The organism is Vibrio sp. VGrn 2 (genome assembly GCF_009361695.1).
GTDB classification, from domain to species: Bacteria; Pseudomonadota; Gammaproteobacteria; order Enterobacterales; family Vibrionaceae; genus Vibrio; species Vibrio diabolicus.
This window is the reverse complement of record NZ_RBWD01000014.1, coordinates 37,655-51,313: the sequence shown is the minus strand read 5'-3', so window position 1 is coordinate 51,313 and position 13,659 is coordinate 37,655. Positions and strand designations below refer to the sequence as shown.

The 13,659-nt window shown below is 46.5% G+C and carries 12 protein-coding genes; 4 read left to right on the top strand and 8 right to left on the bottom strand.

Annotated features, from left to right (window positions below; genetic code table 11):
- Positions 1-170 precede the first annotated feature (170 nt).
- Entirely contained in the window at positions 171-3,080 is a 2,910-nt protein-coding gene (rapA, locus tag D8S93_RS19835; RefSeq protein ID WP_114323992.1) for an RNA polymerase-associated protein RapA, read from the top strand.
- A gap of 108 nt (positions 3,081-3,188) precedes the next feature.
- On the opposite strand, the gene D8S93_RS19830 is transcribed toward rapA, so the two are convergent.
- Positions 3,189-4,454, bottom strand: coding sequence for an NRAMP family divalent metal transporter (locus D8S93_RS19830; RefSeq protein ID WP_031780527.1), 1,266 nt, complete (start codon positions 4,452-4,454; stop codon positions 3,189-3,191).
- A gap of 342 nt (positions 4,455-4,796) precedes the next feature.
- Here D8S93_RS19830 and D8S93_RS19825 point away from each other — a divergent pair, with 342 nt between their 5' ends.
- Together D8S93_RS19825 and D8S93_RS19820 are read left to right on the top strand one after the other, a co-directional pair.
- A complete protein-coding gene (locus D8S93_RS19825) occupies positions 4,797-5,549 on the top strand; it encodes a pseudouridine synthase (RefSeq protein WP_152815020.1) in 753 nt (250 codons plus the stop codon).
- Between the two features lie 93 nt (positions 5,550-5,642).
- Positions 5,643-6,605 carry a D-2-hydroxyacid dehydrogenase gene (locus D8S93_RS19820; RefSeq protein WP_152815018.1) on the top strand — a complete coding sequence of 321 codons (963 nt, stop codon included), beginning with the start codon at positions 5,643-5,645 and terminating at the stop codon, positions 6,603-6,605.
- Positions 6,606-6,693: 88 nt separating this feature from the next.
- Here D8S93_RS19820 and yjgA read toward each other — a convergent pair whose 3' ends face one another.
- Positions 6,694-7,221: a ribosome biogenesis factor YjgA gene (gene yjgA / locus D8S93_RS19815; protein ID WP_005396253.1), complete on the bottom strand. Its 528-nt coding sequence runs from the start codon at positions 7,219-7,221 to the stop codon at positions 6,694-6,696.
- Positions 7,222-7,331: 110 nt separating this feature from the next.
- Here yjgA and pmbA point away from each other — a divergent pair, with 110 nt between their 5' ends.
- A complete protein-coding gene (gene pmbA / locus D8S93_RS19810) occupies positions 7,332-8,675 on the top strand; it encodes a metalloprotease PmbA (protein ID WP_005396252.1) in 1,344 nt (447 codons plus the stop codon).
- Between the two features lie 61 nt (positions 8,676-8,736).
- On the opposite strand, the gene mgtE is transcribed toward pmbA, so the two are convergent.
- The 6 genes from mgtE to D8S93_RS19780 all read right to left on the bottom strand — a co-directional run bounded on the left by mgtE (position 8,737) and on the right by D8S93_RS19780 (position 13,630).
- A complete protein-coding gene (mgtE, locus tag D8S93_RS19805) occupies positions 8,737-10,095 on the bottom strand; it encodes a magnesium transporter (protein ID WP_006742352.1) in 1,359 nt (452 codons plus the stop codon).
- Positions 10,096-10,243: 148 nt separating this feature from the next.
- On the bottom strand, positions 10,244-10,519 hold the full coding sequence (locus D8S93_RS19800; RefSeq protein ID WP_005396244.1) for an HPr family phosphocarrier protein: 276 nt from the start codon (positions 10,517-10,519) through the stop codon (positions 10,244-10,246).
- Between the two features lie 2 nt (positions 10,520-10,521).
- Complete coding sequence (rapZ, locus tag D8S93_RS19795; protein WP_152815016.1) at positions 10,522-11,385, bottom strand: RNase adapter RapZ; 864 nt, start codon at positions 11,383-11,385, stop codon at positions 10,522-10,524.
- 14 nt (positions 11,386-11,399) lie between these two features.
- Positions 11,400-11,846, bottom strand: coding sequence for a PTS IIA-like nitrogen regulatory protein PtsN (gene ptsN, locus D8S93_RS19790; RefSeq protein WP_005381116.1), 447 nt, complete (start codon positions 11,844-11,846; stop codon positions 11,400-11,402).
- 2 nt (positions 11,847-11,848) lie between these two features.
- A complete protein-coding gene (gene hpf, locus D8S93_RS19785) occupies positions 11,849-12,136 on the bottom strand; it encodes a ribosome hibernation promoting factor (RefSeq protein WP_005381114.1) in 288 nt (95 codons plus the stop codon).
- A gap of 24 nt (positions 12,137-12,160) precedes the next feature.
- The gene (locus D8S93_RS19780) at positions 12,161-13,630 is read right to left on the bottom strand and encodes an RNA polymerase factor sigma-54 (RefSeq protein ID WP_152815014.1); all 1,470 of its coding nucleotides are present in this window, start codon (positions 13,628-13,630) and stop codon (positions 12,161-12,163) included.
- Between the last annotated feature and the right edge of the window lie 29 nt (positions 13,631-13,659).

Genomic DNA, 13,659 nt, shown 5'->3' with positions numbered 1-13,659 from the left:
TCCGATTTATCATGTTGAGCTGGCTTAAAAATACTCAGTTCATACTGGAATGACGAATGCTATCGGTATAGCAGAAGCCAGAATCAGATCTAAACTATTATCCATGCCTACGGGCATGAGTAGACCAACAAGAAACACGAATCAAGAACTAATAACGAGGTAGTCAATTCATGACATTTGCTTTGGGGCAGCGCTGGATTAGCGATACGGAAAGCGATTTAGGTTTAGGTACCGTTGTAGCAATGGATGCTCGTACTGTGACATTGATGTTTGCAGCGTCAGAGGAAAACCGAGTTTACGCACGTAACGATGCACCTGTTACCCGAGTCACCTTTAACGTTGGTGATGTCATCGACTGCCAAGAAGGTTGGTCTCTAAAAGTTGAAGAAGTACTGGAAGATGAAGGTCTATACACCTATTTCGGTACTCGTGAAGACACGCAAGAAACCGCCGTCGTCCTGCGTGAGATTTTCCTTAGTAACCAAATTCGTTTTAACAAACCTCAAGATAAGTTGTACGCCGGTCAAATCGACCGTATGGACAACTTTGTTCTGCGTTACCGTGCGCTAACCAACCAGTTTGAGCAGCATAAGAGCCCAATGCGTGGCCTATGTGGTATGCGTGCAGGTTTGATCCCTCATCAGCTTTACATCGCGCACGAAGTTGGCCGTCGTCACGCGCCACGCGTCTTGTTGGCGGATGAGGTGGGTTTGGGTAAAACCATCGAAGCGGGCATGATCATTCACCAGCAAGTGCTGTCTGGCCGTGCAGAACGTATTTTGATTGTGGTACCTGAAACACTGCAGCATCAATGGCTGGTTGAGATGATGCGTCGTTTCAACCTGCATTTCTCTATTTTTGACGAAGAGCGTTGTATCGAAGCATTTGCGGATGCAGAAAACCCATTTGATACCCAGCAATACGTGCTGTGTTCTTTGGACTTCCTACGCAAGAGCCGCAAGCGTTTTGAACAAGCACTGGAAGGCGAATGGGACCTATTAGTTGTCGATGAAGCGCATCACCTTGAGTGGAGCCAAGATAAACCGAGCCGTGAATACCAAGTGGTAGAAGGTTTAGCTGAACGTACTCCTGGAGTGTTGTTACTGACGGCAACGCCGGAACAGCTTGGTCGTGAGAGCCACTTTGCTCGTCTGCGTTTGCTGGATCCTGACCGTTTCTACGATTACGAAGCGTTCGTCGAGGAAGAAGAGCAATACGCACCTGTAGCGGATGCGATTACTTCACTTTTCTCTGGTGAAAAACTGCCTGATGAAGCGAAAAACCAGATTACTGAATTGTTGTCTGAACAAGACGTAGAACCACTTTTCCGCATTATCGAAAGTGAAGCGGACGAAGAAGATAAAGCGTCAGCGCGCCAAGAGTTGATCGACAACTTGATGGATCGTCACGGTACGGGACGTGTTCTGTTCCGTAACACACGTGCGGCTATCAAAGGGTTCCCTGCGCGTAACGTGCACCTGATGCCAATGGATATTCCACCGCAATACACCACGTCAATGCGTGTTGCTGGGATGATCGGCGGTAAGATGAGTTCGGAAGCACGTGCAATGAAGAACCTTTACCCAGAAGAGATCTTCCAAGAATTTGAAGGCGATGATGCAAGCTGGTGGCAGTTTGACTCGCGCGTGAATTGGTTACTTGAAAAGGTAAAAGAGAAGCGCAGCGAGAAAATTCTGGTGATTGCCTCTCGTGCAAGTACGGCTCTGCAATTGGAGCAAGCGCTGCGTGAGCGTGAAGGCATTCGTGCGACCGTCTTCCATGAAGGTATGTCGATCCTTGAGCGTGACAAAGCAGCCGCTTACTTTGCGCAAGAAGAAGGTGGTGCACAGGTTCTTATCTGTAGTGAAATCGGCTCTGAAGGCCGTAACTTCCAGTTTGCCAACCAATTAGTCATGTTTGACTTGCCGTTCAACCCTGACTTGCTTGAGCAACGTATCGGTCGTTTGGACCGTATCGGTCAAAATCGCGACATCGACATTCATGTTCCTTACCTGAAAGGTACCTCGCAAGCGATCCTAGCGCGTTGGTTCGATGAAGGCCTGAACGCCTTTGCGGAAACCTGCCCAACAGGCCGTGCCGTTTACGATAAGTACTCTGATGACTTGATTGAAATCCTTGCTTCTGGTGATACCAGCACGCTAGATGAGATCATTGAAGCGTCCGCAAAAATGAATAAAGAGCTGAAATCCCAATTGGAGCAAGGCCGTGATCGCCTGTTAGAAATGCATTCAAATGGCGGAGAAAAAGCTCAACAAATCGTTGAGAAAATTGAATCAACCGACGGTGATACCAATTTGGTCACCTTCGCACTTTCTCTTTTCGATACGATTGGTTTGAACCAAGACGATAAAGGTGAAAACGCACTGATTGTGACCCCATCTGAGCACATGATGGTACCAAGCTACCCAGGTCTGCCATACGAAGGAGCGACGATCACGTTTGATCGTGATACGGCTTTGTCTCGTGAAGATATGCACTTTATCAGTTGGGAGCACCCAATGATCCAGGGTGGTATCGATCTTCTGATGAGTGAAGGGGTGGGGACGTCTGCGGTATCTCTACTGAAAAACAAAGCGTTACCAGTTGGGACCATTCTTCTTGAGTTGATTTACGCGGTAGATGCGCAAGCGCCAAAACGCAGTGGTATCGCGCGCTTCTTACCGAAAACGCCAATCCGTTTGATGATGGACTCGCGTGGTAATGATTTGTCTGCTCAAGTGGAATTTGAAAGCTTTAACCGCCAGCTCAGCCCTGTAAACCGTCACTTAGGTAGCAAGTTGGTCACGTCGGTACAGAAAGACGTACACCGCTTAATTGAAGCGGGGGATAGTCTTATCGAAGCGAAGGTTGAGGAAGTACGCAAGCAAGCTCATCAAGATATGCAGCATAGCTTGAATGCAGAACTTGAGCGTTTGCAAGCACTGAAAGCGGTAAACCCAAATATTCGTGATGAAGAAATTGAAGCCATTGATGCACAAATTAAGGAGCTCACTGGTTACATCAACCAAGCTCAAGTGCAGCTCGACTCGCTACGTTTGATTGTGGTGAGCCACAACTAAGTAAGCATTTATTGTTTATTAAAAAAGGTCTTCAGTTGAAGACCTTTTTCTTTATTTGCGGTTTATTTTCTTTATGCGGAATGCATTAATCACTGATAGCTAAGTAATTTACATCAACCACTTCCACCAGATAAACACAGCCAAAAAGCCAAACAAGTAAATCAAACCGGCAATCGACAACCACTTCAATTTAGGTCCAACAGCCAAAGGTTCAGGTAACTCGGTTTTGCTCACTAATGTGTAATTTAGCAGAGCAAAGAATGGCGTGGTCATAAAGGCGAGGATCATCGCAAAGTTCAGCATAGGCAATAACGCAGAAGCCCAGAAAACCACAATACCTAATGCAAGTAAGGCGACCACCAGCATGATCGCTGATGTGGCTTTAGGGTTAGTGTCTGGTTGTGAGCGCAGTAGACGTTGAGAGTCAGAAATAACGCGTGAGTAGCCATCAATAACGGTAATCGTGCTGCCAAAGATACAGAAAAACGCAATTACCGCGATCAAATAACGAGACCATTCACCAATCGTCGCCGCATATAAGCCAACCAATTGGTGGGAGAAGCCAACGCCTGAGCTTTCAAGTGCAACGCCAGAACCATAGAGCATCAAAGAACCTAACGATACAAAGATAATGGCAAGAAAAGCCGTGCCAATATAACCGACATTAAAGTCAAATAGAGCAGAGCGATACGTTACTTCTTGCTGGCTTGATTGGCGTTTTAACCACGCAGAGGTCAAGCAGGAGATCTCTATCGGTGCTGGCATCCAGCCCATTGTTACGACGATAAAGCCAATTGCCGCAATCGACCAAGGTGACGGTGGCTCGAAGTTGGCCACTTGCTCAACAGGGTTACCAAAGGCGATAGAAACGGCAAGTAAAGTCGCGATGGTTAACACCGACATGATCACCTTAGATAGCGTATCGAGCGCTTTGTAATGGCCAGCAAATAATATGATCAGGCAGGTGACAATCACAATGATACTGAGTGATGCCATTGATAGTGAAAACGGAATGAAGTAGCCCAGCAAGCTAGCGCTAAACATCAACAAAGCGGCGGTATTGATTACGGCTGAGACCACGCTCAGAAATAGAAATAGCCATAGATAAGGCCGACCTAATTTCGCGTAGCCCTCAACCAAAGTGAGCCCTGTTCCCATGGTGTACTGTACGCCCGCTCGGAAAAAAGGGTATTTAAACAGGTTTACGAGCAGAATCAGCGCCGCCAGTTGCCAGCCATAAATCGCACCAGCTTTGGTTGATGCGACGAGGTGAGAGCCACCCACCGCAGCAGATGCCATTAATATGCCGGGGCCTAACGAACGAAAAAATAAGGAAAGTTTGGATTGGGGTTTATCTATAACGGCGGAGTCCATTGCTTATTGTCCTTTTTATCTTATGTACCTTTCTAAAGAGATACATACCGCAGTGCATGACAAGCTGAGCGCTCGCCCTATACTGCGCAACGGTAATGTCTTTTAAATGCTGTGTTTTTATGTATTTATTTTAAGTATTCTTTGCGAATATCATGCTGTGTGCATCTAGCACTCTATTCAGTTATGCGTCTTGTTGTCAAACTAAATTTACAACGTGCTATTTTTAGTTTTTATGCTAAAGGATTGACTTTGTTTTATTGGCTTGAACTTTTCTTCAGAACCATGCATCTGGGTGCTATTTGGGTATATAATCGCGGCGTTTTTATTTTGTAGAGATCTCCCATGGCAATGCTTGAATATACCCCTCCCACCGACCCTTGGGTCGATATCGTTTTTGAGGATGACGACATTCTGGCAGTGAATAAGCCATCAGGATTGCTGTCTGTTCCTGGTCGCCTCGCAGAGCATTACGACAGCATGTGGAGCCGCCTCAAGGAAGTGCATCCAGAAATCCAAGTAGTGCATCGCTTGGATATGTCGACATCAGGGTTGATGCTGCTGGCGAAAAACAAACCTTCGGAGCGAGCATTAAAAAAGCAGTTCCAATATCGTCTCACTCACAAGGTGTATTACGCACGTGTTTGGGGGCATGTCGAGCCGCAAGAAGGGAATATTGACCTTCCATTAATTTGTGATTGGCCAAATCGTCCGCGACAAAAAGTATGCTTCGACGACGGCAAGCCATCTCAAACTTTATTCCGAGTGGTGAAGCGTGAAGTGCACTCTGATGGCACCCATACGACCGTTGTGCGACTACTGCCCATTACTGGTCGATCGCATCAGTTACGCGTGCATTTGATGGCGATTGGTCATGCGATTATTGGTGATGAGTTTTATGCAACTGAAGAGGCGTATCAGTTTTCAGAACGTTTAGAGCTGCACGCTGCGGAGCTAAGTTTTTATCACCCAGCCACGGATCAGCTGAGCAGTATTTTTGTACCCTGTGACTTTTATCCTGAAGCCGAGGCGGCGATCTTTAACTATTTTTCGCCAGAACGTACATTGCCTGATTATAAAACGTTGCCACACCCTTAATGCCAACCGCAGTCAACAACGGTTCTTTCTAGTTCGCTATTTCGTTACTGTGGTTGATGTATCCTGTCTTTCAGCCGTGAACAAGGAGTTGTTATGTCTTTGCCGACCATCGTATTTTTGGACCGAGCGACCATCCCAGAACACATTGAGGTCCCACGACCTAGCTTTCAGCACCACTGGCGTGAGTACGACTTAACCGCGCCAGAGCAGGTAATAGAAAGGTTAGCAGATGCAGATATCGTGATTAGCAATAAAGTCCAGCTTGACCAAAATATATTAGAGCAACTACCACAATTGCGGATGATCGCGGTTGCCGCAACTGGTTTTAACAACGTCGATGTGGACTACTGTGCTAAGCATAATATTGCGGTTGCCAATGTACGTGGTTACGCGACGCGTTCGGTGCCCGAGCACGTGATTGCGATGCTGTTTGCTTTACGCCGAAATTTATTTGGTTACCATCAAGATATTGCCGCTGGCGAATGGCAGAGTAATAAGCAGTTTTGCTTTTTTACGCACCCAATCGGGGATATAGGTGGTAGCACGCTAGGTGTTATTGGCAGCGGCGCTTTAGGGCAAGCGACAGCACAGTTAGCTGATGCGCTAGGCATGCAGGTGATCTTTGCTGAGCGTAAAGGTGCATCAGAATGCCGACCTGGTTATGTGCCGTTTGAGGAAGTATTGAAACGCTCTGATGCGTTGACTTTGCACTGTCCGCTCAACAAGCATACTCAGAATTTGATTGGTCAAGCAGAGTTGCAACAAATGAAGCCCAACGCCATTCTAATTAATACGGGGCGTGGAGGCTTGGTGAATGAGCAAGCGCTGGTGGATGCCCTAAAACAGGGAGAAATTGCTGCGGCTGGTTTTGATGTTTTTACACAAGAACCAGCTGATGAGAGCAATCCGCTGATTGCCAATATGGGGTTACCTAATTTGTTACTGACACCGCATGTTGCATGGGGCAGTGACTCTTCGATTCAACGTTTAGTGGAAATCTTGATTGAGAACATTGACGCTTTCGAGCGCGGAGAGCGTATTAATCGCTTGGTGTAACGCTGACATTTAAGTAAAAGATGAAAAAAGCAGACATCATGTCTGCTTTTTTCGTTAATTGAATGCTCGTTGGAATCGAGCCGTCGAATTAAAACTCTTCTTCGTTGAGACCTTTTAGGATCTGGAAGATTTCGCGGTACGCTTTTGCTGGTTTCCCTGCTTTTTTCTCTTTGGCTGCTTGGCGAGCCAATTGGCGTAGACGCTGACGATCCGCTTCTGGGTACATTTCCATTACGTCATCAATGGCTTTGTCGCCTTCTTCCACCACGCGATCACGCAATGCTTCAAGCTTGTGGAATACCGCTGTTAATTGAGAGTGCTTGTTACGAATCTTATCCAACGCCGCTTGGATTGGCTCTGGATCTTCATAACGCATCAACTTACCAATACGTTGTAATTGGCGACGACGTGCTTCGTTTTTAAAGCGTTGTGCGTCTGCAATTGCTTCTCGCAGGTCTTCGCTCAATGGAAACTTTTCGAGAACTGCAGGTTTGAGGCCGACAAGCTCCTCACCTAGCTTTTGCAGTTCTTCCATGTCTCGCTTCATCTCGGATTTGCTTACCCAGATGATCTCTTCTTCTGGTTCCCATGGCGCTTTTTGATTCTTACGTGCCATTTCAGTTGCCTGTGTTTTGATTAATATTATGACTATTTTAACAAGAATCGTGGGGAGAAAGCGAAATTCTTGTTATCCTATTGTTCATCAAAGACAAGATGTGAAAGACAATGGATATTAAACAGCAGGTTGCTGAGCAACGTACCGAGCTAGAGCAAGCCGTCGCAAGAGCCTTAAAGCTTGCATCGGCAAAATCTGACGCCGCCGAAGTCGCAATTACCAAAAGCACTGGTTTAAGTGTATCTACTCGCATGGGCGAGGTAGAAAATGTCGAGTTCAACAGCGATGGTGCGCTGGGCATTACCGTTTACCGAGGTCAACGTAAAGGCAGTGCTTCCACGTCTGATTTAAGTGAAGCTGCTATCGAGCAAACCGTTATTGCGGCGCTGGATATTGCGCATTACACATCTGAAGATCCATTTGCAGGGCCCGCAGCCAAAGAATACATGGTGCAAGAGATCCCTGAGCTTGACCTTTTCCACCCAGACGCCCCTGATCCCGATTATGCTGCCGATGTGGCGATCGCCGCTGAGAAAGAAGCGTTAAGTTATGACAGTGCAATCAAGCAAAGTGATGGCGCGAGTTATGATAGCCACTACGGTGTAAAAGTGTATGGTAACAGCCATGGCTTATTAGCAAGCTATGCGTCTAGCCGCCACAGTACCAGCTGTTGTGTGATTGGCGTTGGTCAAAATGGCGAAATGGAGCGTGATTACAGCTACACAGTGGCACGTCATCGCGATGACTTATGGACACCAGAAACGGTGGGTCGTAAAGCGGCAGAGAATACGATTAACCGCTTAGATGCGCAGCGCCTAAAGACAGGTAAATACCCAATCATGTTTGCTGCTGATGTTGCAACTGGCTTGATTGGTCACCTTGTGATGGCGATCAGCGGTGGTAACCTGTACCGTAAATCTTCTTTTCTACTTGATCACCTTGGTAAGCAAGTGCTTCCTGAGTGGTTCAATATCTCGGAACGTCCACATGTATTACGTGGTTTGGCGTCAAGCCCATTCGATAGCGAAGGCGTATATACTCAAGACCGTGAGATCATTACTGACGGTGTGCTAGCAACTTATCTGTTAACCAGTTATGCCGCACGTAAAATGAAGATGGCGCCGACAGGTCACGCTGGTGGCATCCATAACTGGTACGTGAAATCGACTGGTCAAAACTTCGAACAAATGCTCAAAGAGCTCGGCACTGGCTTGTTAGTGACAGAAGTGATGGGACAAGGCGTGAACGTGGTAACAGGGGATTACTCTCGCGGAGCTGCAGGCTTCTGGGTTGAGAACGGTGAAATCCAATACCCAGTATCGGAAATTACCATCGCTGGTAATCTGAAGGACATGTTCAATAAGATTGTTGCCGTAGGTAGCGACGTTGAAACGCGCTCGCAAATTCAAACGGGTTCAATCTTACTGGATGCGATGAAAGTTGCGGGTGAGTAAGCTTTCCTAATTCAGAATTAAAAAAGCCTGATGTGTTCATCAGGCTTTTTAGTTTTTGCAGTTAGGTAATCAGTATTGTGGCAAGCCCTAAGAATACTGATAAACCAATTACATCCGTTACGGTCGTTAACGCCATACCACCAGCTAAAGCTGGGTCGATGTTCATTTTCTTTAAGAGGATTGGAATCGTTACTCCGGCAACCCCAGCGACCAATAAGTTGGTCAGCATCGCTGCGGAAATGATTCCCCCTAGCATCCAGTTACCTTTCCAAGCGACAACAATGCCGCCAATAATCAGCGCCCACATGATGCCGTTGAGTAAACCGATCGAGGCTTCCTTCATCAACAGTTCTCGTTTGTTCGAGTCACCGATATGACCAAGAGCAAGACCACGAATCACTAGTGCGACGGTTTGGTTACCAGCGACACCACCCATGGAAGGAACAATCGTCATCAATACGGCAATGGCAGCCATCTGGTCTAGCGTGGCTTCAAACATGTTAGAAACAGAAGCGGCGGCGAGTGCGGCCAACACGTTAGCCCCAAGCCAGATACTGCGTTTGCGAGCTGATTTTACAACGGGTGCGAAGGTATCTTCATCATCATCCATACCTGCCATACTCATCATCGAGTGTTCGGCATCTTCACGGATAACGTCAACTACGTCATCGATAGTGATACGGCCAACGAGATGCTGGTTCTCGTCTACGACAGGAGCAGAGACCCAGTTACGACGTTCGAACAGACTAGCAACATCTGAATCACTGGTATCGACAGTGATCGCTTCGTCAGCATCTTCCATGATGTCGACAATTTTGACATCAGGCTGGGTCGTGATCAGCAGAGTAATGGGTAGTTCACCAATCAGTTTGCTTTCTTCATCAATGACATAAAGTGCATCCGTTGCTTCTGGTAGTTCACCTTTCATACGCAGATAACGTAAAACCACGTCCACATCTACGTCACCACGAATCGTGATAACGTCGGTGTTCATCAGCCCACCTGCAGTGTCTTCTGGGTAGGACAGGGCGGTTTCGACACGCAGACGGTCAGAGGAGTCCATTTGCGACAGGACTTCGCGTGACAGGTTGTCTGGCAAGCTACGCAGTACATAAGCCACGTCATCGGTATCCATGCCTTCTGTCGCTTCTGCAAGCGCTTCTGGTGCCATTTTGGATACGAGACTATCTTTGACGTCTTCGTTCAGTTCGTCGAGGATTTCACCGTAGTCTTCAGGGTCGGTGAGTTGCCAGAGAACTTCACGGCTTTTGCGTGGAGAGGCTTCTAAAAGGTGAGCGATATCCTCAGGTTCCATGTCCTGTAACTGACGACGAACATGGACGAAGCGGCCATTTTCTAGCGCTTCTGTGACTTCTTGGAGGGCTTGGTGAGCTTGGTCGAATTCAATTTGCTCTGCCATTCATTCCTCCCAATTCCTGATATTTACAATGCGTTGAATAATAACTTAATTCTAGGCACCTTTTAATAACAACTTATGATACTAAGCAAATTTATTTATTGGCCCAGTCAGGGGAAGGGGAGTGAGAGGTAATAAAAAAGCGAGTAAATTACTCGCCTTCATCAAATTTATCTTCGATTAAGTGGCAAACGGCATCCAGTGCTTCTTCTGCTTGCTCACCCGCAGCGTGGATTGTGACGTACTGTCCTTGAGCAGACTCAAGCATTAATAAACCCATTACGCTGTCTGCTGTGGCGGTTTTGTCTTCTTCATTGTCGATAGTGATGACCGCTTCAAAGCTCTGGGCCAGTTCGACCAGTTTGACGGCTGCGCGAGCATGTAAGCCAAGGCGATTTTGAATCAATACTTTACGACTTAACTCCACAGCTACTCCTTAGTGTTTTTCTCTAGTGAGGTATGGCGAATTTGCACTTGGTGTCCTTTATTGGCGAAGTACTCTCCGATTTGCTGAGTTAAGTACACCGAACGGTGTTTACCTCCGGTACAACCTATTGCAACGGTCAAATAGCTGCGGTTATTTTTCTCGAGCAGAGGTAACCAATTCTCTATAAAGTTTTCAATTTGGTATTTCAAACTTAACACCGATTGGTGCTGCTCCAAAAATGCGGCGATAGGAGCATCCAAACCCGTAAGTGGGCGCAACGCTGGTTCCCAATGTGGGTTGGGCAAGAAGCGAACGTCGAATACGTAATCGGCATCGGAAGGCAGGCCATATTTGAAGCCAAAAGACTCAAATACCATAACAAGCCCTTTGCGATCTCTGCCTTCAACACGCATACGCACGGTTTCACTCAACTCATGCAAAGATTGTCCGCTGCTGTTCAGTACAAGATCGGCATGCGCTTTAAGTGGTGTTAAAATTTCTTTCTCACGCTCGATGGCTTGGTCAAGGGAGAGAGAGGTGCCACCTAAAGATAAAGGGTGGATTCGGCGTGTTTCGCTGTAGCGTTTGAGTAGCGTTTCCTTATTGGCGTCCAAGAAAAGCACGGTCACATCAAGCTCTGTTTTCAACTGCTCCAGTGTACCAGTCAGTTCTTTTAGTTTTTTAGGGATATTGCGAATATCAATGCTTACCGCAACATTCTGCTTGCTGTCAGTAACAGAGTGAACAAATGCGTCCAGCAAGTTCACTGGGAGGTTATCAACACAGTAATAACCTAAGTCTTCCAGTACGCGCAGCGCAATACTCTTACCGGCACCTGAGTGCCCGCTAACCACGATTAGTCGCATGATGTCCGTCCTGCTTATTGGTGAATCATGATGTCGTAAAGTTCTTCATCACTCTGAGCATTGCGCAGTAGTTTCAATACTTGCTTATCGCTCAGACGTTCTGCCATAGAGGATAGAGTCTTGAGGTGCTCTTTGCACTGTTCTTCTGGTACAAGGAGCGCAAAAAGAAGGTCGACAGGTCGATTATCAATCGCATCGAATTCAATGGCTTCATCACATTGCAGCAACACAGCAATAGCCTTGTCGCTCGATTGCATTCTAGCGTGTGGGATCGCAATACCGTTTCCGATACCAGTACTGCCCATTTTCTCTCTGTTGAGCATGCACTCGAACAGTTCGGTAGAATCTTGGCCCGTTTGATCAGCCACGATGCGGCTGATCATTTCAAGGGCGCGTTTTTTACTCGTGCAGTGGACCGCACTCTTGGTGCAGTCCAATGACAGTATTTCGCTCAGTTGCATGATTAATGACTGTTTAGTTTTTCTTTGTGCTTATTGAGTTGGCGAACCAATTTATCTACCAGCGAATCGATCGCGGCATACATATTTTCGTCATCAGCTGATGCGTGGATTTCGCCTTGATTTATATGAAGCGTAGCTTCCGCGATTTGAGTGATTTTTTCAACTTTTAGTACAACATGTACTTGATTGATATGGTCGAAGAACCTTTCGAGCTTCTGAAACTTAGAATTTACATAGTCTTGCATTGAATCGGTAAGATCAACGTGATGGCCTTGAATATTGATTTGCATAGACTTTCCTTTTCAGTTAGTGCCTTATAATAGGCGTTTACGCTGACTTGAAGGGGCAATTCCCAAGGATTCTCGATATTTGGCTATCGTACGTCTCGCGACCTGAATCCCTTGGTCAGCCAGAAGAGCAGCAATCTTGCTATCACTCAATGGCTTAGCAGTATTCTCTGTTGCGACCAGTTTTTTAATGAGTGCGCGAATTGCTGTTGACGAACATTCTCCGCCGTTGTCAGTACTAACATGGCTAGAGAAGAAGTACTTCAATTCAAAAATGCCACGTGGTGTATGCATAAATTTTTGTGTTGTTACACGAGAAATCGTGGATTCATGCATGTCCACTGCCAAGGCTACATCATTTAGTACCATTGGCTTCATGGCTTCCTCACCATACTCGAAGAAATCTTGTTGATGTTCAACAATACATCTTGCAACTTTGAGTAGCGTCTCGTTTCTACTCTCTAAGCTCTTAATTAACCATTTTGCCTCTTGCAAATTGCTGCGGATGTACTGGCTATCCGCGCTATTGCCTTTGCCTAATTGAGCATATTGTTGATTAACTTTTAATTTTGGAACGCTATCTGGGTTGATAGAAACAGTCCATTTGCCGTTGTCTTTAAAAACGGACACATCTGGAATTACGTACTCAGTATCATCCGGTGTGATACGGCTACCGGGACGAGGATCTAACTGCTGGATAAGTTTGAGGACTTCACGGAGATCGGCTTCTTTCAGCTTAGTCTCTTTGATGACGAGCTTGTAATCACGGTTCCCCAGGTGATCAATATGATCCGCAAGAATCATTTTGGCTTCAGCAAGCCATGGCGTGTCTTCTGGGAAAGTCGCCAGCTGTAGCAGTAGGCACTCTTGTAAGTTGCGTGATGCCACACCGAGCGGATCGAACTGCTGAATACGTTTACGAACGGCTTCTACTTCGTCTAACTCAATCTCTTCGTTATCGAAGCTCTCATGAATTTCTTCAGGAGATAGGGTTAGGTAACCGTAGTCGTCAACAGCGTCAATAATCGCTAATGCAATCGTACGATCGGTTTCACTGAATGGTGTCAGGTCAAGCTGCCACATTAGGTAGTCATGCAATGATTCCGTGGTTTCGCCTTGGTAGACGGGCATATCATCGTCAAGAGCTAAGCCAGTGCTACCGGTATTCGCGCTGTAGACGTCATCCCAAGTGGTATCGATTTCAAGTTCAGAGCTGATCTCTGACTTCTCAATTACGTCTGAACTGTCTGGAACGTCAATGTCTGCTGGTTCGTTAGCACTGTTGCTATCAGCAGCCTCGACCGCTGATTTATCTTCACCGTTTGCTAGAGGCTCATCTTGGCCTTCTTCAACTTCCAATAATGGGTTTGAATCCAAGGCTTCTTGGATTTCCTGTTGAAGATCGAGTGTCGACAGTTGCAGTAAGCGAATCGCTTGTTGCAACTGTGGCGTCATGGCTAACTGTTGACCTAGCTTGAGTTGTAATGAAGGTTTCATTCAGTGTTACTTACCTTGTAATGCTCAGA